This is a genomic window from Streptomyces sp. AN091965 (genome assembly GCF_022698285.1).
Lineage (GTDB): Bacteria > Actinomycetota > Actinomycetes > Streptomycetales > Streptomycetaceae > Streptomyces.
Genome location: NZ_JALDMY010000001.1, coordinates 9282194 through 9308452, shown reverse-complemented (window position 1 = coordinate 9308452; position 26259 = coordinate 9282194). Strand labels below are relative to the sequence as shown.

20 protein-coding genes are annotated in these 26259 nt (G+C 71.3%); 8 read left to right on the top strand and 12 right to left on the bottom strand.

Going from position 1 to position 26259, the window contains the following annotated elements:
- Nucleotides 1-98: 98 nt before the first annotated feature.
- The gene (locus tag MQV74_RS38350) at nucleotides 99-416 is read left to right on the top strand and encodes a hypothetical protein (protein WP_242728117.1); all 318 of its coding nucleotides are present in this window, start codon (nucleotides 99-101) and stop codon (nucleotides 414-416) included.
- A 41-nt stretch (nucleotides 417-457) separates the two neighbouring features.
- Here the strand turns inward: MQV74_RS38350 and MQV74_RS38345 are convergent, their stop codons facing one another.
- The 3 genes from MQV74_RS38345 to MQV74_RS38335 are packed head-to-tail and all read right to left on the bottom strand — an operon-like array spanning nucleotide 458 to nucleotide 2870.
- Entirely contained in the window at nucleotides 458-1123 is a 666-nt protein-coding gene (locus tag MQV74_RS38345) for a response regulator transcription factor (RefSeq protein ID WP_242728116.1), read from the bottom strand.
- Nucleotides 1120-2331, bottom strand: coding sequence for a histidine kinase (locus MQV74_RS38340; protein WP_242728115.1), 1212 nt, complete (start codon nucleotides 2329-2331; stop codon nucleotides 1120-1122). Before MQV74_RS38340 ends, MQV74_RS38345 begins: the two co-directional genes overlap by 4 nt.
- 2 nt (nucleotides 2332-2333) lie before the next feature.
- Nucleotides 2334-2870, bottom strand: coding sequence for a hypothetical protein (locus tag MQV74_RS38335; RefSeq protein ID WP_242728113.1), 537 nt, complete (start codon nucleotides 2868-2870; stop codon nucleotides 2334-2336).
- Nucleotides 2871-3217: 347 nt separating this feature from the next.
- Between MQV74_RS38335 and MQV74_RS38330 the strand changes: the two genes are divergently transcribed.
- Nucleotides 3218-4984 carry a chitinase gene (locus tag MQV74_RS38330; protein WP_374120757.1) on the top strand — a complete coding sequence of 589 codons (1767 nt, stop codon included), beginning with the start codon at nucleotides 3218-3220 and terminating at the stop codon, nucleotides 4982-4984.
- Nucleotides 4985-5096: 112 nt separating this feature from the next.
- On the opposite strand, the gene MQV74_RS38325 is transcribed toward MQV74_RS38330, so the two are convergent.
- A complete protein-coding gene (locus MQV74_RS38325) occupies nucleotides 5097-5831 on the bottom strand; it encodes a VOC family protein (RefSeq protein ID WP_242728111.1) in 735 nt (244 codons plus the stop codon).
- Nucleotides 5832-5925: 94 nt separating this feature from the next.
- The gene (locus tag MQV74_RS38320; RefSeq protein WP_242728110.1) at nucleotides 5926-8169 is read right to left on the bottom strand and encodes a helix-turn-helix domain-containing protein; all 2244 of its coding nucleotides are present in this window, start codon (nucleotides 8167-8169) and stop codon (nucleotides 5926-5928) included.
- Between the two features lie 144 nt (nucleotides 8170-8313).
- Between MQV74_RS38320 and MQV74_RS38315 the strand changes: the two genes are divergently transcribed.
- On the top strand, nucleotides 8314-8721 hold the full coding sequence (locus tag MQV74_RS38315; protein WP_242728108.1) for a hypothetical protein: 408 nt from the start codon (nucleotides 8314-8316) through the stop codon (nucleotides 8719-8721).
- Nucleotides 8722-8927: 206 nt separating this feature from the next.
- Here MQV74_RS38315 and MQV74_RS38310 read toward each other — a convergent pair whose 3' ends face one another.
- Entirely contained in the window at nucleotides 8928-9506 is a 579-nt protein-coding gene (locus MQV74_RS38310) for a hypothetical protein (protein ID WP_242728107.1), read from the bottom strand.
- A 225-nt stretch (nucleotides 9507-9731) separates the two neighbouring features.
- Here MQV74_RS38310 and MQV74_RS38305 point away from each other — a divergent pair, with 225 nt between their 5' ends.
- Both MQV74_RS38305 and MQV74_RS38300 read left to right on the top strand, forming a co-directional pair.
- Entirely contained in the window at nucleotides 9732-11387 is a 1656-nt protein-coding gene (locus MQV74_RS38305) for an AfsR/SARP family transcriptional regulator (protein WP_242728106.1), read from the top strand.
- 106 nt (nucleotides 11388-11493) lie between these two features.
- On the top strand, nucleotides 11494-13908 hold the full coding sequence (locus tag MQV74_RS38300) for a penicillin acylase family protein (protein WP_242728102.1): 2415 nt from the start codon (nucleotides 11494-11496) through the stop codon (nucleotides 13906-13908).
- A 149-nt stretch (nucleotides 13909-14057) separates the two neighbouring features.
- On the opposite strand, the gene MQV74_RS38295 is transcribed toward MQV74_RS38300, so the two are convergent.
- Nucleotides 14058-14432 carry a hypothetical protein gene (locus MQV74_RS38295; protein WP_242728100.1) on the bottom strand — a complete coding sequence of 125 codons (375 nt, stop codon included), beginning with the start codon at nucleotides 14430-14432 and terminating at the stop codon, nucleotides 14058-14060.
- Nucleotides 14433-14604: 172 nt separating this feature from the next.
- Complete coding sequence (locus tag MQV74_RS38290) at nucleotides 14605-14916, bottom strand: hypothetical protein (protein ID WP_242728097.1); 312 nt, start codon at nucleotides 14914-14916, stop codon at nucleotides 14605-14607.
- Between the two features lie 378 nt (nucleotides 14917-15294).
- On the opposite strand from MQV74_RS38290, the gene MQV74_RS38285 reads away from it, so the two are divergent.
- Nucleotides 15295-18852, top strand: coding sequence for a WD40 repeat domain-containing protein (locus MQV74_RS38285; protein ID WP_242728095.1), 3558 nt, complete (start codon nucleotides 15295-15297; stop codon nucleotides 18850-18852).
- Between the two features lie 65 nt (nucleotides 18853-18917).
- Here MQV74_RS38285 and MQV74_RS38280 read toward each other — a convergent pair whose 3' ends face one another.
- A complete protein-coding gene (locus MQV74_RS38280; RefSeq protein ID WP_242728094.1) occupies nucleotides 18918-20915 on the bottom strand; it encodes an alkyl/aryl-sulfatase in 1998 nt (665 codons plus the stop codon).
- Nucleotides 20916-21213: 298 nt separating this feature from the next.
- On the bottom strand, nucleotides 21214-21513 hold the full coding sequence (locus tag MQV74_RS38275) for a hypothetical protein (RefSeq protein WP_242728093.1): 300 nt from the start codon (nucleotides 21511-21513) through the stop codon (nucleotides 21214-21216).
- Nucleotides 21514-21554: 41 nt separating this feature from the next.
- Between MQV74_RS38275 and MQV74_RS38270 the strand changes: the two genes are divergently transcribed.
- Together MQV74_RS38270 and MQV74_RS38260 are read left to right on the top strand one after the other, a co-directional pair.
- Nucleotides 21555-22421, top strand: coding sequence for a phosphotransferase (locus MQV74_RS38270; protein ID WP_242729367.1), 867 nt, complete (start codon nucleotides 21555-21557; stop codon nucleotides 22419-22421).
- A 462-nt stretch (nucleotides 22422-22883) separates the two neighbouring features.
- Complete coding sequence (locus MQV74_RS38260; RefSeq protein WP_242728092.1) at nucleotides 22884-24335, top strand: amidase; 1452 nt, start codon at nucleotides 22884-22886, stop codon at nucleotides 24333-24335.
- A gap of 417 nt (nucleotides 24336-24752) precedes the next feature.
- Here MQV74_RS38260 and MQV74_RS38255 read toward each other — a convergent pair whose 3' ends face one another.
- Complete coding sequence (locus MQV74_RS38255; RefSeq protein ID WP_242728091.1) at nucleotides 24753-25679, bottom strand: hypothetical protein; 927 nt, start codon at nucleotides 25677-25679, stop codon at nucleotides 24753-24755.
- Between the two features lie 63 nt (nucleotides 25680-25742).
- Complete coding sequence (locus MQV74_RS38250; RefSeq protein ID WP_242728090.1) at nucleotides 25743-26168, bottom strand: peptidase inhibitor family I36 protein; 426 nt, start codon at nucleotides 26166-26168, stop codon at nucleotides 25743-25745.
- Nucleotides 26169-26259: the final 91 nt, after the last annotated feature.

Genomic DNA, 26259 nt, shown 5'->3' with positions numbered 1-26259 from the left:
CCGGAGCGGGGGTCAAGATGTGGGCCGTGTCCTCTTGGCGACGGCTCGCGGTGTGCTGACCAGGCCGCTCATCAGGGCGTGTTGTTAGGGTCCCGGTCATGGCGCGACTGAAGATCGAGATATCCGTTCCGGAGACGCATGTGGAAGTGGTGGTCGAGGCGCTCCACGCGGCGGGGGCGGGGCGGGTGGGTGAGTACGCGCGGTGTTCCAGCGTGTGGAGCGTGACCGGCAGCTGGCAGCCGTTGCCCGGTGCGCAGCCGTATGACGGGGAGGTGGGTGTGGTGCAGCGCGGCAGGGAATGCAGGGTCGAGTCCGTCTGCGAGGTGGAACAGGCCCGTGCCGTCCGGCAGGCGGTCCGGGATGCCCATCCGTATGAGGAGGCGGTCATTCACTTCCTGCCTCTGTACGAGCCGTGAGGGGGCCGCCTCGGCACCTCCGGAACGGGAGCAGCCCCCCGTCAGGCCAGCCCCGCCTCGATGGCGCGGCGGACGGCGTCGGCCCGGTCGCGGATGCCTGCCTTGGCGAACAGGTTGTTGATGTGGGTCTTGACCGTGGCCTCGCTGATGAAGAGCTTCTCGGCGACGGCGCGGTTGGGCAGGCCCTGGCCGATCAGTGCGAGGACCTCGCGTTCGCGGGGTGTGAGGTCCTCGGGCAGGGCTTGTCCCCGTGTCGGCGCCTTGGTCCTGAGGGTGGCGAGCAGCCGGTCCTGGACCTCGCGGTCGAGCACGGACTGACCGGCGGCAGCGGCCCGGATCGCCCGGGTGATGTCCTGGCGTCCCGCGTTCTTGGTGAGGTAGCCGCGGGCTCCCGCGCCGAGCGCGCCCAGGATCGAGTCGTCGTCGGCGAAGGTGGTGAGGACGACCACCGCCACGTCCGGGTGCTCCTCGTTCAGACGGCGGGTTGCCTCGATGCCGTCCATCACGGGCATTCTCAGGTCCATCAGGACGACGTCCACCGGCCCGGCCGTGACAGCGGTCAGCACCTCGCTGCCGTTCGCGGCGGACGCGACGACGTCGATGTCCTCGGTCAGCCCGAGCACCGCGGCGAGCGGTTCCCTCACGGCGGCCTGGTCGTCGGCGACGACCACCCTCAGCCGCTGCGGCTCCTGTGTCGGTTCACTCATCCCGGGATCACTGCCTCCACTTGCCAGCCGCCCTGGTACGGCCCGTCGGTGACCGGGCCCGCGGTGAGCGTTCCGCCCAGCAGGGCGACGCGTTCGCGCATTCCGATCAGCCCCATCCCACTGCCGACGTCCACGCTCACCTTACGGGTGGCGGGGCGGTTGCGGACGCTCAGCGTGGTCGATGAGGCGGTGAACTCCAGCTCCACGCCCACCTCTCCCCCGGGCGCGTGCCGAGCGGCGTTGGTCAGTGCCTCTTGGGCGATGCGCAGCAGGTTCTGGGTCACCTGGGCCGGCACCGCACGGACGGTCCCGGTGACGGTGAGTACATCGCGTCGGCCCGTCGAGGCGAGCATCGCCGTCAGGCTCTCCAGGAGCGGCAGCGCGTCCTCGCGCAGTGCGTGCACGGTCCACTGTGCCTGTTTCAGGCTCTCCTTGACCAGGTCGTGGGCCTTGTCGTTGGCCTCGCGCACCCGGTCCAGGTCGCCGGTGTCGAGCAGCGCGTCGGCCAGTTCCAACTGCATGTTGATCCCGGCCAACGAGTGCGCCAGGACGTCGTGCACGTCCCGGGCGATGCGGCTGCGCTCGGTCAGCACGGCGGTCCGGGCCTCGGCCCGGGCGGCGCGCTCGGCGGACTCCGCCGCTTCGATCGCCGCCCGTACGGCCCGGCGCTGGCTGCGGTTGATGATGCCGATCAGGACCGGGGTGCCGGTGGTGAGACCGAGCGTCCAGGGCAACAGGTGGTGCCCCGGGCCGAGGTGGAAGTACAGGACGCCACCGCAGAGCAGGCTGCAGGCTCCGGCGAGCACGAGGGCCTGCTTGGTCTCCAGTCGGTATCCGATGTGACCGGCGAGGAAGAAGGCGAAGAGGTAACTCGTGCCGCTGCTGCTGGTGCCGATCAGGGCGGCCGCCGCGACGATGCCGAGCGACAGCCAGACCAGGGCGAGGTGCTGGGGAACCTTGTGCTCGGGCAGGCGCCGGGCCAGCAGCGCCGCCGCGTTGATCACGAAGAGGACGGCGACGGCCAGGCCCCGGCCGCTGAAGCCCATGGGCCGGATGGTCAGGGCGCCGACGGCGATGACGGCGAGGGTCACGGCCCACTGCACCCGCGGGTCCTGCCCGGGAACCGGCCGCGGGCCCGCCTCCTGGTCCGCGGCCTGCTGGGGAGTCGGGGCACTCGGCGTAGCGGACACGGGCAGAACATACTGCATGGTCAGGCCGTACGGTCGGCGGCGGGCACGGGGTGGGTCGCCGTCAGGCCGCGACTCCGGCTCCGGCTCCGTATGAAGATCGTGGCCACGCGCGTCACCACTTCGGTGAGTGCCATCAGCACGAACGCCGTCACCCAGGCCTGCTCGCCGGTGATGTGGTGCGCGAGGCTGAACCGGGCCACGTCGTCGGCGCCGCCGCCGTGCTCGACCCACATCTGGAACCCCATCCGCGCGCCCATGCCCACGACCCACAGGATCGCCGACACCGCCCCCGCCTTGATCAGGACGTGTCCGTCGAGGGCGCGGATCCGGGTGTAGACGCCACCGGCGACGCCGAGCGCGGCTCCCACGCCCATCAGGGCCGCGATCAGCACCAGGTCATGGCCCGCGGTGGGGATGGAGTCCAGGTACGAGTAGGCCACGAAGGCCACGATTCCCAGGGGGACCAGGAAGGTCTTGAGGTCGAGTCGGTCTTCCCGCAGCTGCCGGAAGACGACCAGGATGAGGGCGATGTCGGTGATCCACTCGGTTGTCGTCATGCCCTCAAGGCTCCTGCGACGAGGCCCGGAACACCTGGACCCATGGGTGGAACCGGGGGTGGAGATCAGCTGCCTCGCCGATCTCCACCCTGCCGCGTCAGAACCTGTGCACGGCCGCTGCCTCGGCCCGGCCGATGACGTCGCCGAGGCCACCGCCGCACGGGTCCGCCGAGTGGTCTCGGTCGAGGTGCCGGGCATGACGGCGGCCACGGCTGTCGGGTGCTCCGCCGCAGGTTCTCCTGTCCAGAGGTCTTGACAACTTGATTGGTCTGGACCAACTTTGCGCAACAGCGGTGGCCGCCGTCGTCGCTTGCGTACTTCACCTCTCTCCCCCCAGGAGGCATCCCGTGGACCGTGTACGTCAGGACAGACCCGGCGTCCGCCGGAGGATCAGCGCGGCGATGGCCGTCGGTGCGGCCGCCGCGCTCGCCGTCACCGCGCTCGCCGCGCCCGCGCAGTCGGCGGACACCCACGCGGCCGACAGCAAGGCTGCGCGCACCACAGCGGCCAACGCCCAGGCCGCAGACGTCAACGTCGCCAAGAACGCCGGGTTCGAGGCGGACCTGAGCAACTGGACCTGCGCCGCGAACAGCGGAGCCGCCGTCACGTCCCCCGTGCACGGCGGCGCGAAGGCGCTCAAGGCCACCCCCTCCGGCCAGGGCACCGCCGAGTGTTCCCAGATCGTCGCGGTGAAGCCGAACTCGACGTACAAGCTGACCAGTTGGGTGCAGGGCAGCTACGCCTACCTGGGCGCCCGCGGCACCGGCACCACCGACGTGTCGACCTGGACGCCGAGCGCCTCGTCCTGGCAGCAGCTCTCCACCAGCTTCACCACCGGCGCGAACACCACCTCGGTCACCGTGTACACCCACGGCTGGTACGGGCAGAGCGCGTACTACGTGGACGACGTGAGCGTCTTCGGGCCCGACGGGGGCGGCGGCCCCGACCCGGTCGAGATACCGCCCGTCCCGGCCGGCCTCGCGGCGGGCACGACGACGCCCACGTCGGTGGACCTGTCCTGGACCCCGTCGTCCACGGCGACGGGATACACCGTCTACCGCGACGGCACGAAGGTCGCCTCGGCCGGCGGCGCCTCCACGACCGTCACCGGCCTCACGCCGGAGACCACGTACAGCTTCCAGGTGAGCGCCTCGAACGCGGCGGGCGAGTCGGCGAAGTCGACGGCGGTGTCCGTCACGACCCCCAAGGGCGACGGCGGCGGCGACGGCACCGTGCCGCGGCACGCGGTGACCGGCTACTGGCAGAACTTCAACAACGGCGCGACCGTGCAGAAGCTGCGGGACGTGTCCGCGCAGTACGACATCATCGCCGTGTCGTTCGCCGACGCCACCACCACTCCGGGGCAGATCACCTTCAACCTGGACCCGGCCGTCGGCTACGCCTCCACCGCCGACTTCAAGGCGGACATCGCCGCGAAGAAGGCCGCGGGCAAGTCCGTGATCCTCTCGGTCGGCGGCGAGAAGGGCACCATCTCCGTCAACAGTGACGCCTCCGCCACGGCGTTCGCCAACAGCGCCTACGCGCTGATGCAGGAGTACGGGTTCAACGGCGTCGACATCGACCTGGAGAACGGCCTCAACCCCACCTACATGACGAAGGCGCTGCGCCAGCTCTCGGCGAAGGCGGGCCCGAAGATGGTGCTCACGATGGCACCGCAGACCATCGACATGCAGTCCACGTCCGGCGGGTACTTCCAGACGGCGCTGAACGTGAAGGACATCCTCACGGTCGTCAACATGCAGTACTACAACAGCGGTTCGATGCTCGGCTGTGACGGCAAGGTCTACAGCCAGGGCAGCGTGGACTTCCTGACCGCGCTCGCCTGCATCCAGCTGGAGGGCGGCCTCGACCCGTCGCAGGTCGGGATCGGCGTCCCGGCGTCGACGCGCGGCGCGGGCAGCGGTTACGTGGCCCCGTCGGTCGTGAACAACGCCCTGGACTGCCTGACCCGCGGTACCGGCTGCGGCTCCTTCAAGCCGTCGAAGACGTACCCGTCGCTGCGCGGCGCCATGACGTGGTCGACGAACTGGGACGCGACGGCGGGCCACGCGTGGTCGAACGCCATCGGCCCGAAGGTGCACAGCCTTCCGTAGCGAACGAACGCCCCGGAGGGGCGGGCCGGGCCGAACACGGTCCGCCCGCCCCTCCGGGAAGGTCCGGTCCTGGCCGCCCGGCCTCCGGGGCGGCAGTCACGCACGGGCCGGCTCAGGCCGGTGTGAGGACGCAGAACTCGTTGCCCTCCGGGTCGGCGAGGACCGTCCACGCCATGTCGCCGCCCACGTCGACGCGCGTCGCGCCGAGAGCCTGGAGCCGGGCCACCTCCGCCGCCTGGTCGTCACCGGCGTACGGGCGGAGGTCGAGGTGGACGCGGTTCCACACCGTCTTCGGGTCGGACGAGCGGAGGAACTCGAGGTACGGGCCGACGCCCTCGGCGGAGCGCAGTGCCGCACGGTCGTCGGTCACCTCGTGCACGGTCCAGTCCATCGCCTCGCCCCAGAACCCGGCCATGGCGCGGGGGTCCGCGCAGTCGACCACGACCGCGGCCATCGGTCCGGTGTCCCGGTAGACCTCCCGAGGTTCGAGGACGCAGAACTCGTTGCCCTCCGGATCGGCGAGGACCGTCCACGGGACGTCGCCCTGGCCCACGTCGGCGGGCGTCGCGCCGAGGGCCGTCAGGCGGGCGACCAGTTCCGCCTGGTGGGACGCGGAGGTGGTGGCGAGGTCGACGTGCACGCGGTTCTTCACCGTCTTGGACTCCGGGACCCCGATGACGTCGACGCAGACGGCGGCGGCGTTCGGGTAGGAGAAGCCCTCGGGTTCGACGTTGGTCTCGGCGCCCTTGTCGCCGGTGACCTTCCAGCCGAGTGCCTCGGCCCAGAACCGCCCGACCGCGGAGTTGTCCCGAGCCTGCATCGAAATCTGTACGAGTCGTGTCGCCATGCGGGTGATCATATGCCTGTGCTGATCAGGCGCCACCGGGTTATGCGGGACGCTGGTTTCCGTGCCCTCCGGCGGCCGTCATGTCGCCGTGCCCTCAGTCGTCGGACTCCGGGGAGGGAGGCGTGATCGTGCCGTCGGCGTCCAGTCCGTTGGGCCATCGCGCCGGGAAATCGAACAGCCAGGCGTAACCGGCGTCGGCGGCCTTCAGGGCCACGTGTTCGGCGCCCGCGGGGTCGCCGTCCCGCTCGCGCATCCGGAAGAGGCGGAAGAGGGCGTGGGGATCGCCGTCCTCGGCGGCTCGGCGGTACAGGAGCTCGGCGCCCTCCCCGGCACGCAGGTCCGGGGCCGTGAGAGGGGGGAATCCACCGGCGTCGGCCGCGCTTCGGGCGAGGCGTTCGACACCTTCCGTGTCGCCCGCCCGTTCGTAGGCCTGGGCCAGTCGGAACAGGGCCAGCGGGTCCCCGGCGTCGGCGGCCCGCTGGTACAGCCGCTCGGCGCCTTCGCGGTCGCCCGACCTCTCCGTCAGGGCGGCCTCCGAGTAGAGGGCGACCGTGCCCGCCACGACGGGGCCGCCCAAGTCGGCCGTACGACGGATCAGTTGGTTCGCCCACGTGAGCCGGGCACTCCTGAAGGCCGCCGTGGACAGGGCGAAGAGATCCCGGGCGGGAAGGTGTTCGTAGGCCGCGTGCCAGAAGGAGGAGGGTGGGAACCGCGTCCGGCGCGCGGCGCGGCCGATCTGTACGAGGTAGTCGGCGAGACGGAACGCCCGGTCGGCGGGCGAGGCCTGCGGGTCTCTGCGCTCCCGCGCGGGGCCGGGCCGCAGCGGCCGCAAGGGCGCCATGCGGCCGTGGACGGGCGCGGTGGCTTCGGCGAGCGCGCCCACCGCCCAGTCGCCGGTCAGGCTGTCGTACTCGGAGTCGGTGAGGTAACCGACCGCCGCTTCGGTGAGGAAGGGCAGGGGCAGCGCGGCCCCCGCGCCGTACCGGCGGGCGTCGATCGCGGCGTCCAGGAGAGCGCGCGCGGCCGGGGTGGACGTGTCGTAGCGGCGCAGGAGTTCCGGACCGCCCGCGAGGAACTGCGGCACGCGGCCGGCGCTGCTCCAGGCGAGGGCCTCCGCGAGGGGCGCGTCGCCGTGCCGCGCCAGGGCACCGGCGGACCTCAACGCTTCCTGGTCGAAGGCGTCGGGGACGGAGATGAGCCGTCCGGCGAGCAGGTCGCGGGCCTGCGGGTGCGGATCGGGCGCTCCGGGCGCGGGCGAGGCGGTGTACGGGTGCGCGTACTCGGGCCACAGGGTGCCGAGGACGAGGACCGGGCCGCGCTCGGGCCGTACGAGCAGGTCGTGCAGCGCGGCTGCGAGCCGCTCGCCGTGGCGGGGCTGGCCGAGGTAGTGCTGGGTCTCGTTGAGCCACACCACCGTCCGGGGACGCACGTCGTCGAGGCCGCGCAGTGCCGCCTCGGCGCGCGTGGGATCGACCGGGTGCCACAGACGCCAGCCCTTCGGCGCGAGCGGCTTGACCGCTTCCCAGCAGGCACGGGTCTTGCCGGTGGAGGAGGAACCGACGAGGACCGCCATCCCGCTGGAGCCCTCGGCGGCGGCCGACACCACGCGGGCCAGGGTCCGGTCGTGGTCGCGCAGGACGTATCCCGGCAGCGTCTGTGCGAGGGCCGTGGACGCCGGGCGCAGCGCCGGGTGGACTTCCAGGTCGAGCGGGTCCCACTGACTGATCGGTCGTGCGGTGTGCGGGGCTTCGTCCTGTACGGCAGGTGGGGTGACGGCGGCGCGGGCGGCCCGCAGCACTCCTTGGGTGGCGGGCTCGCGTTCGGCGTCCGGCAGCGTACTGATCAGGGCCTCGGCCACCTGGAGGGCGTGGGGCAGCGCGGGAGCGGGGTCGCGGAGCGCACGCTCGATCGTGGACCTCCCCAGGGGGGTCCCGGCGGCCTCCAGGCGCTGGGCGATCTCGCGCAGGCTGAGCCCGGACTCCTCCTGCAGCACCAGGAGATGGTCGCGCAGATCGCTCCCTCCGGCTGCCCGGCCACCTGTCGCCGCCTCCCCCTCCGCACGTGCCTGGTGCAGCCGCAGCTCCAGAGCCCTCGTCTCGTCCTCGGCCAGGCCGAGGGAGGACGCGAGACGACGCAGATCGGCTTCGCTCACGAGGCGCTCGCCGTTGAACACCCGGGACAGCGAGGCGGGGCTCAGCCCGATGGAGCGGGCGAGTTCGCGCAGGGTGAGCCCCGACTCCGCACGGCGGCGCCGCAGTTCGACGGCGAAGGAGCGGAGCGCGGGCGACAGATCCTGTCGCAGCGCGGCCATGGGACGTCCGGCGCGTCGCGCCGTCATGCTGGATCACCACCCCCGGCATCGCCGTTCAACTGCATTGTTTCCATTGTCTCAGAAACTCTGGGACAGTGGCAGGAGGGGACGCCACAGTCAGCCCTGTTCCCTCGTCGTGCCCGCAAGGCACTTCGCCCCGAGGGGGTCTTCGTGTCCGTCGTCGTCGCCGTGCTCCTGGGGTGCACCGCCCTGGCCGCCGCGGTCTGCGCGCGCGTGGGCTTCCGCCTCGCACTGGCGGACGGCGCCGGTCGCGCCAGGGCCTGGGGCGCGGCCGGGGCGTCCGCCATGGCCGTGATCACCGACGTGTGCACGGTCGCCGCCACCCTTGAGCTCGGGGACGGGCATCCCAGGGCCTCCCGCGTCGCGGTCACGGTGGTCACCGTCGCCCTGGCGCTCTTCCTCGGGTTCGTCGCGTACGACGTCACCGGCCCGGCCCCCGCGCCTGCCGCGGGGCCACCCGCCGCCGCGCTGAGCAGGCCGAAGCGACTTGCCTCCGCGGCCACCGCGTTCACCAGTACGTTCATCGTGCTCGCCCTCGTCCTGCCGCTGCTGAACTGACGCCCGGGGGAAGGGCGCCCGATCAAGGGGCTCCCGGTGGCGGGGCTCCAGTGAAACGGCGCCGGTGAAGGGGCGTCCACCGCCCGGCGGCCGCCCGAGGCGTGGCGTCGGCGGCGGAGACCGGGACGCGTGCGGGGAAGGGACGCGTGCGGGGAAGGGACCTTACAGCACCGCCACTTGAGCCGTCCCCTCCCCGCGGCCGCCCCCTACGGCAGGTCCGCGCGGAACTTCTTCGTCAGGTCCGCTCCCCGGACCACACCGCCCGAGTGGTACTTCAGCGCCCAGGTGTCGATCACCGAGCCGTCGCCGAACATGCAGCCGGGGATCGCCTTCTCCGGGTTCGTCTCGCCCTTCTTGGCCCAGCCGCCGCCGTCCGTCGCCCGGGGGCCGTACATGGCCGTGCCGTTGAGGGCCTTGCAGTAGCCGAGGGACGGGTTGCCGGGGTGGCCGCCCGGGTCGGCGGGCTTGTGGACGTAGGCGAGGGCGGCGAGCGTCGGCTTCGTCGCGGCGAGCGTGTCCGCCGCGATGGTCAGCTTCGAGCCGTCGTCCGCGGTGAACACGCACATCTCCCTCTCGCCGCCGAGGCGCACGATCTGGGTGCCGGTCTTGGTGTAGTACGGCACCTGGACCTGCGCCTTGCCGCCCTGCTTCACGCACCACGCGGCGGCCGGGGACCTGTGGTGGCCGGAGGTCCCTGCCGAGGAGCCGTCGGCGGCACTGGCCGCCACGGCACTGCCCGACAGCAGCAACAGGACACTCATGGCGAGGGCTTGGGGACGCTTCATGTTTCCTCCAGTAGGACTCAAGGGGCTCCTGGGCTCGCACGACATCTTCGGGAGGGGAGTTATCGCAGGTCAACGCGGAAGCGATCGGCAATCGACTCCCCGCGCGACAACGTCGTGATCACGCACCCGGCCCGCCCGTGACGTGCCGCGATGACCAGCGAGTTCCGGCCAGTAATTCACCCGTAACAGGCGTGGCCGTGTGCCCGCCTGGAGAAACTGCACCTCATGAGCACGTCAGCACGCACGTACGCCAGAGGGAGCGGGGCCTTTGAGGACGACGGCGCGGCCGGTGCGGGCGCCGGGCCGCTGCATCTGTATCTCCTCGGCGGTTTCCGCGCCGAGCGCCCCCTGGGCGTACCGCCCGCCGCGCGCTGGCCACGCCCCGGCGCCCGCACCCTGGTGAAGCTCCTGGCACTCGCGCCGGGTCACCAGCTGCACCGCGAGCACGTCATGGCCGCCTGCTGGCCGCACGCCGAGCTGGGCGCCGCGCTGCGGAACCTGCGCGTCGCCCTGCACACCGCGCGCCACGCCCTGGAGCCCGAGCTCAGACCCCGCGCCGCTTCCTCCTACCTCACCACCGACGGAGCACTGCTGCGCCTGGCGCCGGGGGCTGTGCTCGTCGACGCGGACCACGTCGAGTCCCTGGCCGAAAACGCCTTGAGGTCCGGGGGCGTGCCCGAGCTGACCGTCGCGTTCGAGGCGTTCACCGGCGAGCTGCTCCCCGAGGACCGCTACGCCGCCTGGGCCGACGCCCGGCGCGCCCGCCTGGCCGACCTGCGGGCCACGACGGGCCTCGCGCTCGCCGAGCGCCACCTCGCCGAGGGCGATCCGGTGCGCGCGTCGACGGTCGCCCGGCGCGTGCTCGACCAGGCCCCCGCCGACGACCGCGCCCGCCGGGTCCTCCAGGACGCCTCCCGGCGCCGGGAGCACGCGGTTCCGCGCGAGGACGTCGACGTCGAGGCGGCGCGCGTCCGCCTCGACTGGGCGCTCACCCTTGACCGTTCGGGCCGCTACGACGAAGCCATCGGCGTACTGCGGCAGGCCCTGGCCGCGTACGCGCTGTGCGGCCACGCCGACGCCTGCGCCCTCGCCGCCGCCCGCCTCGCGGAGGTGCTCGCCCGCCGCCACCGCCCGGCCGAGGCCCACGCGAGCCTGCGCGCCCACGCGCCGGGCCCGGCGGCCCCGGCAGAGGTCAGGGCCGCGCATCACATGGCACGGTCCCTGGTCCTCTTCTACGAGGGCGCGTACGAGGCGGGACTCGACGCGGCGCGCACCGCCCAGGCCGCGCTGGGCGGTCCCCCGCCGACGGCGACCGCGCGCCTCTCCCCGACGTCTCCCCCGCCCGCGCGCTCCGCGCTCCTGGCCCGCTCCCTCGCTCAGCAGGCCGCCTGCAACGGCCTCCTAGGCCGCTTCGAGCAGGCGGTCGCCCCGGCCGAGCAGGCCCTCGACGCCGCCGGGGCGTCCGGTGACCCGGCCCTGCTCGCCACCGTGCTCTCCGTCCTGCGGGAGAACGCGCGCCGCGCGGGCGACCTCCGCCAGGCCCTGGGCCACGGCCGCCGCGCCCTCGCCCTGGCCGAGCAGGCGGGCCGCCCCACGGCCACCGCGTTCGAGCGGGCCAACCTCGCCGAACTCCAGCTGTCCCTGGGCGATGCGGTCGAGGCGGAGCGTCTGGCGCGAGCCGCCGTCGAGCTGGCCGAGCCCTTCGGCGGCACCGTCCTGGCCTTCGCCCTCACCGCGCTGGCCCGTGTCCGCACGGCCACCGACCCGGCCGGGGCCGCCGCCCTGCTCGACCGCGCCGAGCACTGCGCCCGCGAGGGCGGCCACCGCCAGGCCCTCGACGAGGTGCGTGCCGCCCGCGCGGAGTGGGCCGCGCGGCACTGAAGGAACCGCACGCCCCACGGAACACCTGGCGTACGCCCTCCAGACACGTTACGTACCGGTTGGTACGCTCCAACGGCCACTGCTCTCACCGTAGTTGGGAGGCACGATGCGCATGCGTACCAGACCCGTCGTGGCGTTGGGCACGGCCCTGCTGACCGCCTCGGCCCTGCTGCCGGCCACGGCGGCGGCCGCGCCGGGCGGCAGCGGACGGCCCTCGGGCGGCGGCCTCTCCGCCACCATCCGCTACACCGAGTACGGCGTCCCGCACATCCTCGCCAAGGACTACGCGGGCCTCGGCTTCGGCACCGGCTGGGCCCAGGCCGCCGACCAGGTGTGCGTGCTCGCCCAGAGCTTCACCACCGTACGCGGCGAGCGCTCGCGCCACTTCGGGCCGGACGGCGACCCGGGCGGCGGCCTGTCGTCGGCGACGACGAACCTCGCGAGCGACCTGTACTTCCGGGGCGTACGGCAGGCGGGCACGGTCGAGAAGCTCCTGAAGCAGCCCGCGCCGCGCGGTCCGAGCCGCGCCGCCACGGAGCTGATGCGCGGCCTGGCCGCGGGCTACAACGCGTGGCTGCGGCAGAACCGCGTCACGGACCCGGCGTGCGCGAAGGCCGACTGGGTGCGTCCGGCTTCGGCCCTGGACGTGGCCCGCCTCGGCCACGCGGTGTCGATGCTCGGCGGTCAGGGCCGGGTCGTCGACGGCATCACCGGGGCGAATCCGCCGGGCCCCGGCACGACGCGCCGCTCCCCCGACCCGCGCGGCACCGCCGAGGCGGCGCGGCGGCTGCTCGCGCCCGGCGGCGAGGGCGCCGACATGGGTTCCAACGCCGTGGCCTTCAGCGGCAGGACGACGGCGGGCGGCCGCGGTCTGCTGCTCGGCAACCCGCACTACCCCTGGCAAGGCAGCCGTCGCTTCGTTCAGCTCCAGCAGACCATCCCGGGCGAGCTGAACGTCTCGGGCGGGGCGCTGCTCGGCACCCCCGTCGTCAACATCGGCTTCAACAGCCACGTGGCGTGGAGCCACACCGTGGCGACCGGCGTCCCGTTCACGGTGCACGAGCTGACGCTCGACCCCGCCGATCCCACCGCGTACCTCGTCGACGGCGAGCGGGAGCGGATGACGCGGCGCACGGTCACCGTGCCCGTGCGGGGCGGCGCTCCGGTCACCCGTACCCAGTGGTGGACGCGCTACGGTCCGGTCGTCACCTCGCTCGGCTCCCAGCTGCCCCTGCCGTGGACGGCCAGGACCGCGTACGCGCTGAACGACCCCAACGCCGCGCAGCTGCGCGCCGGTGACACCAACCTGCGCTTCGGCAAGGCCCGTTCGGTCGCGGGCGTGCTGCGTGCGCTGCGCGAGACCCAGGGGCTGCCCTGGGTCAACACCGTCGCCGCGGACCGCGCGGGGCATTCACTGCTCACCCAGTCGCAGATCCTGCCGCGCGTCACCGACGACCTCGCCGCGCGCTGCTCCACCCCGCTCGGCAAGCTGACGTACCCGGTGGCGGGCGTGGCCGTCCTGGACGGCTCCCGGCGCGGCTGCGCGCTCGGCTCGGACGAGGACGCCCTCCAGCCCGGCACGTTCGGTCCTTCGCGCATGCCCACCCTCAAGGACGCCCCGTACGCGGAGAACTCCAACGACAGCGCCTGGCTGTCCAACGCCGACCAGCCCCTCACCGGCTACGAGCGGATCTTCGGCACCATCGGCACCGAGCGGACGATGCGCACGCGCGGCGCCGTCGAGGACGTCGCCGCGATGGCCCGCCGGGGCGGCCTGACGGTCAAGGACCTCCAGCGGCAGCAGTTCACGAACCGCGCGCCCGCCGGTGACCTGGCCGCCGCCGACGCCGCGCGCGCCTGCGCGGCCCTGCCCTCGGGGTCGGCGACGGGCAGCGACGGCAGGGCCGTCGACGTGCGCGCCGCATGTGACGTGCTCAAGGCCTGGGACCGCACGATGAACACCGGGTCACGGGGCGCGCTGCTCTTCGACCGGTTCTGGCGCGCCCTGCGCGCGAAGGTGCCGGACGCCCAGCTGTGGAAGGTGCCCTTCAGCCCGTCCGATCCGGTCCGCACTCCCCGCTCCCTCAACACCGACGCGCCCGGTTTCGCCACCGCGCTCGCCGACGCCGTGGCGGAGCTGCGCGCCGCGGGCATCCCGCTGGACGCCCGCCTCGGTGACCACCAGTTCGTCGTACGCAACGGACAGCGCCTGCCGATCCACGGCGGCACGGAGTCCCTCGGCATCTGGAACAAGATCGAGGGCCGCTGGAATCCGGCGAGCGGCGGCTACACGGAGGTCGGCAGCGGCTCCAGCCACATCCAGGCCGTCGGCTGGGACGCCTCCCCCTGCCCGAGGGCGCGCACGCTCCTGGCCTACTCCCAGTCGTCGAACCCGCGCTCACCGCACTACAGCGATCAGACACGCCTGTACTCCGGCGAGCGCTGGGTGACGTCACGGTTCTGCGAGCGGGACATCCGCAAGGCGCCCGGCCTGAAGGTGGTGAAGGTACGCGAGCGCTGAGGCCGGGGCGAGGCCGTCGACATCGTCACCTGAGCAACTGAGGCGGGGCGGGCGCTTCGAGCGGAGGTTGCGGAAGACCTCGGAGGGCGAGAGGAGAACGCATGCGCCCCTCACCCCCCGAGGCCGAGCTGCACCCGGAAGGGCGCTGGCTACTGGCAGAGCGCGAACGCCGTCAGGTTCTGAGGGCCACTCCCCTTGTTCGTTCCACGGAGGATCCAGGTGGAGCCAGAGGCGTACGAGTCCGTGAAGAAGATGTCGTACGAGCTGGTCGTCCCGCCGCCTCCGGTCGGCGCGGTGCCTGCGGGGCAGGTCGCGCTCGAGGTGAGGTTCTCGCCGGGGTTGAGGGTCACCGTGTTGCCCGTGACGGGCGAACCGGCCTGTGCCGCCCGCGCCTTGACGATCCTGGGCTTGGGCTTGGGCGCGTCGGAGCCGTCGGACCCCGACGACGCCGAGGCCACGGTGGCGAAGCCCACGGCAGCGATGACGGCCGCACCCACGCTGACTGCTTTGAGCCGAGTGGTCATGCGCTCACTCTCCTTCTGTGGCGGTGAGCACCGGGCCTGACTGCCCGGCGCGGTCCACACTCTGCGTGGCTCACCGAGCCTCCAACGAGCGCATTTCCACTCACCGGAACGTTCCGGTGAGTGGGCCGGAGGCTTCTCCTGTGCGGGGTTCAGGGGCATGCTTGGGCATGCCTTACCGGCCGTTGTCGGGCTCCGTCCCGTACCGGACACCTTTCTGCCCGGTGCGGATGACGCCGTAGCCCCAGTACGCGAACCAGCTCACCAACGTGTACAGCGCTCCCCGAACGGCCGAACCGTACGAACGGTGCACGTGTCCCTTCGCTCCGACGCGGTTGCCGCACCACAGCTTGCCGTCGGCGCGCATGGCGCACTTGGGGGACGCGCCCTCTGATGTGCCCGACGCCTCCCCGGCACCAGCGGCGACCAGACTCATGGCCAGCACAGCGATGGCCACGGCAACGTAAAGCTTCTTGCGCAAGGACATGGTTCCTTTTCCTTCCGGTTCCTTCCGGTTCCTTCCGGCCAAGGGCATGTCCAGCCCCGGACCGGAGATGGGCGGTGGTCTCCCGCCACACACTCAGCGTTGGCCCCGGGGGATTGATGAGCAGCCCTACTCCGTGCTGCTCATCATTGCGGCAGAGGTGCCGGTCGCTGGCCGACGTTCGTCAGTGGACCGCACGTTCTTGTCGCGGGTCTGCTGGAATGCCTCGCGGGGTGCACGCTCGGTTCCGAGTCGGCCAGGGGGAGGGCCTGCGTGGGGCGTCGTGAGAAACCGTTGGACCCGGCAGCCGGTCCGGTGGCGGGGTTCGCATGGGCGCTGCGTTCGCTGCGCGAGCAGGCGGGCGAACCCACATATCGGGAAATGGCGCGCCGGACGGCCTACTCCGCCACAGCGTTGTCCCGGGCCGCGTCGGGTGAACAGTTGCCGTCCCTGGAGGTCACTCTGGCCTATGCCGCCGCATGCGGTGCGCGGGCCGAGGAGTGGCAAGAGCACTGGCATCAGGCCAAGGCCGAGGCCACCCGGCTCCCGGCGGAGCCCGCGGATGCTCCGGCGGCGCCCTACCGCGGGCTGGGGCGGTTCGAGCCAGCGGACCAGGACCAGTTCTTCGGCCGCGGTCGTCTCACCGACGAGTTGGTCGAGCTGGCCTGCGCGCAGCGGGTCACGGTGGTGTGGGGCGCGTCGGGCAGCGGCAAGTCCTCTCTCCTGCGGGCGGGGCTCATCCCGCCTCTGCAAAGAGTCGATGACGCGGCACCCCGTCCGGCGGCCATCCGGATCCTCACCCCTGGAGCCCGCCCCTTCGAAGAACATCAGAAGCGGTGCGTGCCGGCGGTCGGGGCAGGAGACACGTGGCTGGTGGTGGATCAGTTCGAGGAGGCTTTCACCATCTGTCAGGACGCGGCACAGCGGCGTGCGTTCATCGACCTCCTGATGCGGGCCCGCGACGCCGGCAGTGGCCTCCGGGTGGTGCTGGGAGTACGGGCGGATTTCTACACCCGCTGTCTCGAGCACGAGGGCCTGGCCGCGGTCCTGGCGAAGGCGAGCCTGCCCGTCGTGCCCATGACCTCCGCGGAGTTGCGCGAGATCATCGTCAAGCCCGCTGCGGCTACCGGACTGATCGTGGAGCGGGCCCTGACGGCACGCCTGATCGAGCAGACAGGCGGGCGACCGGGCAGTCTGCCCCTGCTCTCGCACGTGCTCCTGGAGACGTGGCGCCGACGTCAGGGGCGGACCTTGACGACCGAGGCCTACGAGGCTGCCGGAGGCCTGCACGGCGCGATCGCCCAGAGCGCCGAGGCCCTCTACACCCAGCTCAGCACCGACCAGGCCGAGCTGGCCCGGCTGCTACTGCTCCGCCTCATCACTCCAGGAGAAGGCGCCCAGGACACCCGCCGCTCCGCTCTCCGCGGCGAACTCGACCTCACGGAGACTCCCGCCCACGTCGACCAGGTCCTCGACCAACTGGCCCGCGCCCGCCTCCTCACCCTCGACGACGACACCGTGGACCTCGCGCACGAGGCCCTCATCACCGCCTGGCCGCGCCTGCGCGCCTGGACCCAGGAGAGCCGCGAACACCTGCGCTGCCACCGCCAGCTCACCGAAGCCGCCCGCAGGTGGCGGGAGCTGGACGACGACGCCGGTGCCCTCTACCGCGGGGCTCTTCTGGCCACCGCCGAGGAGCACTTCCCCCAGGCTCACGGGCATCCGGAGCTCACCGCCCTGGAGCGCGCCTTCCTCACCGCCAGCACCACGGCCAGCGACCAGGAACAGCGCGCGACCGCCCGCACCACCCGCCGCCTGCGGCACTTCACGGCGGCCCTGTCCGTCCTCCTCGTCCTGGCCATGGCCGCAGGACTGCTCGCCTGGGAGCAGAGCCGCCGCAGCGAGCGGGAGAGCGACCGAGCCCTGGACGCGCGGCGAGTGGCCCAGTCCCAGCAGCTCGCCGCGCAGTCCGCAGCGCTCCTCGACGAGGATCCCGACCTGGCCTCGCTGCTGGCTGTCCAGGCGCACCGTACGTCCCCTACACCGGAGTCCGCTGCCAGTCTCTATTCCGCCTACGGGCTTCCCTTGCGGCATCGGCTGACCGGACACACCGGCTGGGTCCGTGCCCTGGCCTTCGGCCACAAAGGGCGCACCCTCGTTTCCATCACCGAGGACCGGACGGCGCGCGTGTGGGACACAGCCACCGGCAAGAGCCTCTCTGTCATCCGCGGCTACGCCGACGGGGCGCATGCGATGACTCTGAGTCCCGACGGCCGCACCCTTGCCATCGCGGCCGGCGACGACAACAACATGGTCTGGCTCACCGATGTGGCGACGGGCAAAGTGCGGCACGTCTTCGGCAGAGTGGAGAGTTCCATCGAGTTCGCGTTCACCCCGGACGGGCGGACACTGGCCATGGGCACCGAAGACGGAGTGAGGCTGTGGGACGTCGCCGACAGCAAGGCGCGTGGCACTCTCACCGACCGCCGTATCAAAGCCGCCCAGGAACTCGCCCTGAGCCCGGACGGCCGCACCCTGGCGGCCGCCGGTGCGGACGGCGGGGTGGGGTTGTGGGACGTGGCCACAGGCAAGCCACGTGCCATGCTCACCGGCCGCTTCAGGTCGGCGGACGCACTGGCGTTCAGTCCCGACGGACACACCTTGGCCACCAATGGCAGTGACGGCAGGGTGTGGTTATGGAACACGGCCTCCGGCGACCTGCGCAGGGTTCTCACCGGCGGAGCCGATGTGCTCGCGTTCAGCCCCGACGGCAGGATGCTGGTCACCGGAGGCGGCAGCGCGGTGCGGCTGTGGGACGTGCCCACCGGCAAGAAGCGGGCCACGCTCACCGGCCACACCGGCGGGACGAACGCGGTGATGTTCAGCCCGGACGGACACACCCTGGCCACCGGCAGCGACGACAAGACGGTGCGGCTGTGGGACGTACACGCAGGCGCTACACGAGCAACAACCACCCACCACACCGGCACCCTCTACGCCATGGCGCTGAGCCCGGACCGCCGAACCCTGGCCATGGCCGGCCCGGACCACACTGTGCGTCTGCGGGACGCAGTGCGGGGCAGCCCTCTCTTGAGCCTCACCGGTCACACCCGCGACATCGAATGGGTGGTGTTCAGTCCGGACGGAAAGAACCTGGCCACCGGTAGCGTCGACAGCACCGTACGGCTGTGGGACGTGAGAACAGGGAAGAACCGGCGCGTACTTCCCGGTGATCCTGCCTCCGCGGTGGCGTTCAGCCCCGACGGAAGGACTCTGGCCTCCACGGACATCAACGGACACGTGCAGATGTGGAACACCACCACAGGTGAGAAGTGGACCATTCGGTACCCCCTCACCGAGGCGATGGCGTTCAGCCCGGACGGGCGCACGCTGGCCACAGCCGGCGACGATGACGCGGTGCGGCTGCGAGACGCGACCACTGGCAAAACGCACACCACGCTCCGGGGCCACAACTCGTCAGTGGAATCCATGGTGTTCAGCCCGGACGGACACACCCTGGCCATCGACAGCGACGACAGCACCGTACGGTTGTGGGATGTGGCAACTGGCGAGGCGCGCAAGGCGATCGCCCGCCACTCGGACTCGGCTTCCGCAGTCGCGTTCACACCGGGAGGGCGAGCCCTGGCGGCCACCAGCGGCACTGACACCTCTGTGCGGCTATGGGATGTCGAAACGGGCAACACGTACACCACGTTCACCGGTCACACCGAGGATGTCTCGACCATCATGTTCAGTACCGACGCGAGCACCCTGGTCACCCTCGGCGACGACAAGACGGTCCGGCTATGGAAAGTGGACGTACCCACCCCCGCCAGGTCCATCCGCAAGATATGCCGCCTCATCCACCGAGACCTCACCCCGCTCGAGCGTTCCACGTACTTGCCGAAGGGACCGGCCCGCCCCGTCTGCTCTCCCTGACTTGCCGCGCAGTATCGAGGGGCCCACCTCGCCCGTCCGGTGGCGGGGTGGGCCCCTCGCACAAGTCAGGGAGTGGTGAGACCGAACCAGTACTCGAAGGAGTCCAGGAGCCCGGTGAAGGTGTTCAAGGGGGTGATGGTGCCGGTGGTGATGGTGAGGGTGCCGTCGGTCAGGAGTTGGTCGGGGGTGGTGGCGCCGATGACGAGGTCGTTCAGGCCGGTGCGGGTGAGGGTGTAGACGGCGTCGGCGGAGTCCGGTGCCGTACGAGGGGTGTACACGAGGACGCCGTTGCGGAGCTGGACGGTGCACTGGTCGGGGTCACCGGCCAGACCGCCGGTCACGGTGAAGCCGAGGGTCAGGGGGTGAGTGGCGGCATCGGGCCCGTTGAGGCGGATGCCCAGGTAGTCGAAGACCATCTCCAGGCTCATGGCGTCAATGACGGGCCGGGTGATGATCTGTGGGGAGGGGATGCCGGGCGGGGTGCCGTCGGCGGGCCGGGTGCGCAGCTCGTGCGCTGCGGCGAGGTAGAAGTTGCGCCAGGGGCCGCTCTCGGCCTGGTAGCCGAGCTGTTCGAGAACGTCGGCCTCCAGCCTGCGGGCCTGGTGGTCGGTGGGGTCGGCGAAGACGGCGTGGCTCAGGAGTTCCGCGGCCCACCGGTAGTCGTCCGCGCTCTTGGCGTTGTCGAACGCCTCCCGGGCCAGCGACACGACCTGCGCGGCGCCGCCCATCGCCTCGACGTACCGCGGTCCGGCCTGCTCGGGCGGCAGGGTGTGCAGATGGGCGGCGTTGCCGTCGTACCAGCCGAGGTAGCGCTGGTAGACGGCCTTGATGTCGTGGTTGAGGGTGCCGTAGTAGCCGCGGTTGAACCACTGGCCCGCGAGGCTGCCCGGCACGTTGGTGTCGAGGTCCTCGGCGATCTCGGTCATGGTCCGGCCGTGGTTGGCCAGGCGCAGGGACTGGTCGTGGAGGTAGCGGTACAGGTCGGCCTGGCTGGTGAGGAAGTCGACGATCTCGTTGCCGTCCTCGCTCTTCCAACGGGGCCAGAAGTGGCTGGCGAACAGCACGTCCGAGCGGTCGCCGTACCACTCGACGGACTGAGTGAGGTACTGCGACCACGCCTTGGCGTCGCGGACCTGGGCCCCGCGCAGGCTGTAGAGGTTGTGCAGGGTGGGAGTGGCGTTCTCGGCCATGCACACCGTACGGACGTCGGGGAGGTAGAAGTTCAGTTCCGCCGGGGCCTCGGTGCCCGGGGTGAGCTGGAACTCCATTGTCACCGGCCCGAAGCGGTGGAACTCGTGAGGCTTGGCTTTGGCCGGGGTAACGGTGAACGTCGGGGGCAGCAGACCCGACGAGCCCACGGAGTTGTACTTGCCCAGGCCCGCGTCGACCTGCCCCTGGGCGGAGCGGTCCAGCAGGGCGCCGTACATGAACAGCGCCCGGCGCTGCATGGCGTTGCCGGCGTAGACGTTCTCGCTCACCGAGTGCTCCAGGAACCCTTCCGGAGCGATGATGTCCACGCCCTCCGGCAGCACACCGTCCTCGAACAGCCCCAGCACACCGCCGTAGTGGTCGAGGTGGGAGTGGGTGAAGAGCACGGCGCAGATGGTGCGTTGCTGGCCGCGGTGTTCCCGGTAGAGCTTCAGCGCCGCTGCCGCGCACTCCTCGCTGATCAGGGGGTCGACCACCACGATCTCCTGGGAGGCGCCGGTGGGGTCCTCCAGGAAGGAGATGTTGGACAGGTCCATCCCGCGCACCTGGTAGACGGCGTTCTCGACGACTTCGAACAGGCCGGTCTTCATGTTCAGGAGCGCGTTGCGCCACAGGCTGGGGTTGACCGTGTCGGGTGCCTGGCCGGTCAGGAACGCGTACGGGCCCAGGCTCCACGCAGGGATGTCGCTGCCGTCCCGCTCCACGGTGAAGTCCGCGGGCAGCGACACGAGCTGGCCCTTCGCCGCGAGTGCCGCCTCTGGGTCCTGATCCGTCGGTGGGACGGTGACCGCGGCGTTCAGGTCCCTCGTCAAGGACGTCGCGGGCTGGGCTGCGCTGTGTTCCGAACCAGTCAACGGTCTTTCCCTTCGCTCGGCCGGGCACGCCCGGCACGGACTGGGTGCCCCGTACAACTGCGCTCCGGACCGCCGCGTCGCCGTGCGTGGGCGCCGCGCGGGCTCTCCACCTCAGCGGTCCGGTGGATCGGATCTTTGCAGCCCCCAACCAGTCTCAAAAGGGGGTGAACCGGCCAGGATCGACCGGCCGGGGAGCCCCTCGGCCGAAGGCTCCGCGCCCGAGCTGCGCCCCCATCCGGCGCGTCGCCCAGATCCATGACGGCCGCCTCGCTCCGCACCCCTTCTCGCATGATTCGCCTTACCGATCGTCGAAGGCGGCCCGCAGCAGGTCGCGGTGGGCACGCACGTAGCGGATGTCCGCCTCGTACAGGTCCGTGTGGCCTTCGGCGATGTGTTGCTGGAACGCCTCGTTGCCCAGCGCGGCCTGTTCACGCATCAGGTCCAGGAGGGCCTGAAGCCGTGCGGGAACGGCGTCGATGACCTCGGCGCCCGCGCCCGGGCCGTGGGCCCGGCAGAAGGCGGTTCCGGTGGGTCCGGCCTGCGCCCCCTCCAAGCGGTACGTCGCCGGTGGCGAATCCGGTCCGCTGAGCCGAGGCACGAGAGCTCTCGCGTCATCCGTGCCAAGATCCAGGGGTGGAGATGACCGACGTGACGCGTGCGATCGCGGCTGCGAGGTGGGTTGCCGCATCGCTCGGCCTGCCGACCGACGGTGCGATCGTTCTCCAGAACTCGAACAAGCTGGCGCTGCGGCTGACGCCTTGCGACGTCCTTGCCCGGGTTGCCCCTGTGGGGCAAGAGGTCGCACAGTTCGAAGTCGAGCTGGCTCAACGCCTCGCCGAGGTCGGAGCCCCGGCGTGCCCCTTGGAGTCCAGGTCTGAGCCGCGCGTGTACACGCGCGATGGCTTCGCGGTGACGCTGTGGACCTACTACGAGCCCGTGACACCTCACACCTCACCAGTCGCCTACGCCAAGGCGCTGGAGCGGCTGCACACCGGCATGCGCACGGTCGATGTGCCGAGCCCGAGGTTCACGGACCGCATCACGGAGGCGGAAGACGTTGTCGCCGACCCGGATCGCTCGACGGAGCTCGCCGACGCGGACCGCGTGTTTCTCGGCGGCAGGCTCGCAAGCCTGCGACGGGCGATCGAGGAGCGCGGCGCCGTGGAGCAGCTGCTCCACGGAGAGCCGCATCCAGGCAATGTGCTCAGCACGAGGAACGGCCCGTTGTTCATCGACCTGGAGACGTGCTGCCGTGGACCCGTCGAGTTCGATCTCGCCCACGTTCCCGAGGCGGTCTGCGAGCACTACCCACGCGTTGACCACGGGCTGCTGGAGGAGTGCCGACAGCTTGTCATCGCGATGGTCGCCGCGTGGCGTTGGGAGCTTGGTGACCAGTTCCCGAATGGGAGGCGGTTCGGAGAGGAGTTGCTGCGCGTGCTGCGCGAGGGGCGTCCGTGGCCGACACTCGACACAGTGACCAGGCGACTGGACGGTCTTCGGCAGTGACAGCTCTCGGGCTTCGGCTCATCCACCCCTTGGACAGCCGGGTGTCCTCGTACCGGATCACGTACCGGTCGAACGCATCTGACCGTACGTGACGATCCTGCCGCCCGGTACGTCACCCGTCCCGAGCGGCCCAGCCGGGTGGACGGGGTCGGCATGGCCGGGTTCGGGGGTTCCGGGCGAGCTGGTCGGCTTGCGGGTGGTGCCTCATCCGGCTTCAAGATGCGGTGCACCGCATGCTCGCGGGCGAGAGTGCAGCGCGCGTGACAACGGGCGGAGGCTACCGCGACCAGTCCCCTCTGCGTCACGAGGTCATGGCATTCACCGGCGCCACACCGGTGGCCGTGGCGGACGAGCCCTTTCTGCCCGTGGACGACCGCGCCTGGCCGTGATGATTCAGCCATCAAAACCGTTGCGGGAAATGCCATTTTATGGCTTCTCAGTACGGTCGTTACGGTCGGATTCATGGAGTGGAAATTTTCTACGGCCGAAGAAACCATGGCTGCCCTGCGCGCCGGTGAAGTGACGTCGGTGGAACTCACCGACGAGGTGATCGCCCGCATTGAGCGGGACGACGAGGCCGTCAACGCGATCTGCGTGCCGGACTTCGACCGCGCGCGGGCCGCCGCGCGCGAGGCCGACCAGGCGCGTGCCCGCGGGGAGGACCGGCCGCTGCTCGGCCTTCCGGTGACGGTCAAGGAGTCGTACAACATGGCCGGGCTGCCTACGACTTGGGGCATCCCGCAGTACCGGGACTACCTTCCCACCGAGGACGCGGTGCAGGTGTCGCGCCTCAAGGACGCGGGCGCGGTACTGCTCGGCAAAACCAATGTGCCCTTGGGGCTGCAGGACATTCAGAGCTTCAACGAGATCTACGGTACGACCAACAATCCATGGGATCACAGCCGCACGTCGGGCGGCTCCTCCGGCGGTTCGGCGGCGGCCCTGGCCGTCGGATTCGGGGCGCTGTCCATCGGCTCGGACATCGCCGGTTCGTTGCGCACCCCCGCACATTTCTGCGGCGTCTACGCGCACAAGCCGACGCTCGGCCTCGTGGCGCACCGCGGCATGGTCCCGCCGCCCTCGCCCGCGCTGCCGACCGAGAGCGAACTGGCCGTCGTCGGGCCGATGGCGCGCACCGCCCGCGACCTCACGCTCCTGCTCGACGTCATGGCCGGCCCCGACCCGCTGACGCTCGGTGTGGCACACCAGCTGACGCTCCCGCCCGCGCGCCACGAGCGGCTCAGTGACTTCCGGGTCCTGGTCCTCGACCAGCATCCGTTCCTTCCGACCGGGTCCGCCGTCCGGGCGGGCGTGCAGCGCGTGGCCGACGCGCTCGTCGGCGCGGGCGCCCGCGTCGAACGGCACAGTCCGCTGCTGCCCGACCTGGCCGAAGCCGCCGTGGTCTACATGCAGTTGCTGATCTCGGGCTCGGTCGCACGCTTTCCCATCGACGCGTACGAGATACTGCAGGCCCGGGCCGCGGAGCTGAGCGCGGACGACCAGAGCCTCGATGCGGTGCGGCTGCGCGCCATGGTGTTCACCCACCGCGACTGGATGGAGACCAACAGCCGTCGCGAGCTCCAGCGCCACCGCTGGCGCCAGTTCTTCGCCGAGTTCGACGCCGTGGTGTGTCCGATCACGCCCACTCCCGCGTTCCCCCACGATCACCATCCCGACCCGCTGCGCCGCCGCATCGCCATCGACGGCGTCGAGTACCCGTACTTCGACCAGCTCGTCTGGGCCGGCCTGGCCACCATGCCCGGCCTCCCCGCCACCGCCGTACCGACCGGCCGCTCCTCCGAGGGGCTGCCGGTGGGAGTACAGCTCATCGGCCCGATGTACGAGGACCGCACCCCACTGAGGCTGGCCGAACTGCTTGAGCGGGAGATCGGGGGGTTCCAGGCGCCGGAGTAGGGGCATCCTGCCGCACTCGACCGACCTGCGCACCGGTCGGCGCCCCGAGGGGCCCACCCCTCGGGCGTCGGCACCAGCGTCACCCGGCCCTTCGGAGGGCGGCTTGGAGTCCTCCAGCCTGACGATGCCGTGGTGCACCTCCCTCATGTGCGCACGCGTCATCGCCACCACGACGAGGCCGCTGAGCCCGAACAGCACCAGGAGGGTGACCACGGCGGCGCGGCGAAACCCGCTGCCCTCGGGCGTCTCTCGGAGCGCCGCCACCGGCGACACCGGGTGATCGTGCACGCGGTGAGCGTGGCCGTAATGGTCCACTCTCACCCGGGTGTGGACCACCTGAATGTATTGGGGACGTGAGTGTGAATCGGCCATCCGAACACCCCCCACCGGCACCGGTGCCGGCACCGGCGGAAGTCGTCACCTCGGAGTCGTCCTGCCTGTGACGCGCGCCGCTTCGGCGAGCTGTGCTTGGTTGTTGCGCCTCAGCTTCTCCAGGGTGGTCCGGTTCTCTGTGACCAGGTCTTTCTGGTAGCGCGATTCCACCGCGAACCACACACCGACCAGATTGGTCTTCTTCTTGCAGGTGATATCGGCGTTCGCCGTCTCGATCTGCTGGGCCGTGACACGCGCGGTGAAGCGAGGGTCTCCCGGTGGGTCGAGGGGGGTGGCGTAGTCGTAGCCATGCGCTTTCATGCACCGCGCCCACTGGGTGAGCACCGCGCGTACCCGGGAGTCGCGTTGTGAGCGTGTGAAGCTTTCCGCAGAGAGATTCTGCGCTGTCGACGACTCGCTGTCGGAGAGGGGCGGAGCGCCGGACGACAGCCCGCGCGCCGCCTCACCCGCGCAGCCCTTCTCAGGGATGGGCTTTCCCTTCCACGACCGCTGTCCCTTTCCCAGGAGTACGGACGTCTCCGCGGGGTCATCGCTCGTGGGAGCCGGTTTCGAGGCCGGTGCTTTCCCGGGCGGTGGCGGCTTCGGCTGATAGCCGTACTTCGCGGCCGCTGCCCTGTCGGTCGTCCCGTAGCGCCGCTCGTTGCCGTCCGGTGGTTCGGGCTGAGGCGGCGGGTCCGGCATGCGGAATGCGAAGCCGAAGCGGTGCATGCACCGGGCGACCAGGGTGCTCTGCGCCGCGGCGAGCCGGTCGAACTCGTCCGAGGACAGCTGGTACGCGTCGAGGGGAAGCTTCAGGGAAGCGGCGGCCAGTACGGTCGGCGTCGACTTCACCTCGGGCTCGGCCCCGGCGCCGGCGCCGGAACCTGCATCGGAACCGCTGCTGCAGCCAGTCGCCGCCGACAAGGCGATCAGGAGCAGTGCGGCGGCGACTCGTTCCGTCGTGAGCTGCATGGGGTCTCCGTTCGGTGGAACCGGTTCCCCGCCCGGCGGACCGGGCGGGGAACCGGAGTGGCATCAGCGGAGCAGGCCCGGAGCCGGGGCCACGCCTGCCGGACCGCTTGAGAAGTAGTGCGATTCGAGGTTGGCGAAGTACGGTCGCGCGAACGTCCCGGACGTTCCGGGAGCCGCGACCCCGCGCGTCCCCGTGAAATTGGGTCCGGTAAATGCCTGGACGTACATGGTCAAGTTCCTGTTGTCGCCGGACAGCGCCCTGTTGGCCACCGCCCGGAACTGGCCGACACCGGCGGTGAGGAACGTCTCGTTGCTGTAGTTGGTGTCCCCGCCGCTGTAGTCGTACAGCGACCCACCGAGGTTCACTGAGGCGTACAAGCACCATTCGCGGAACTGGCACACGCCGTCGCCGCCCGCCGCGTCGGCCGGAGCGGAAAGCCCGATGACGGCTGCCGCGGAAGCGATGGCGGTCGCCGTCGCGGCCTTCACTGCTTTGGGGATCCTCATGTCATTTCCCTCTCTCCCGAATTCCTTCGCCTGGTCGTTCAAGGGTCTTTCACAAGGCCCCTTGACAGCACCT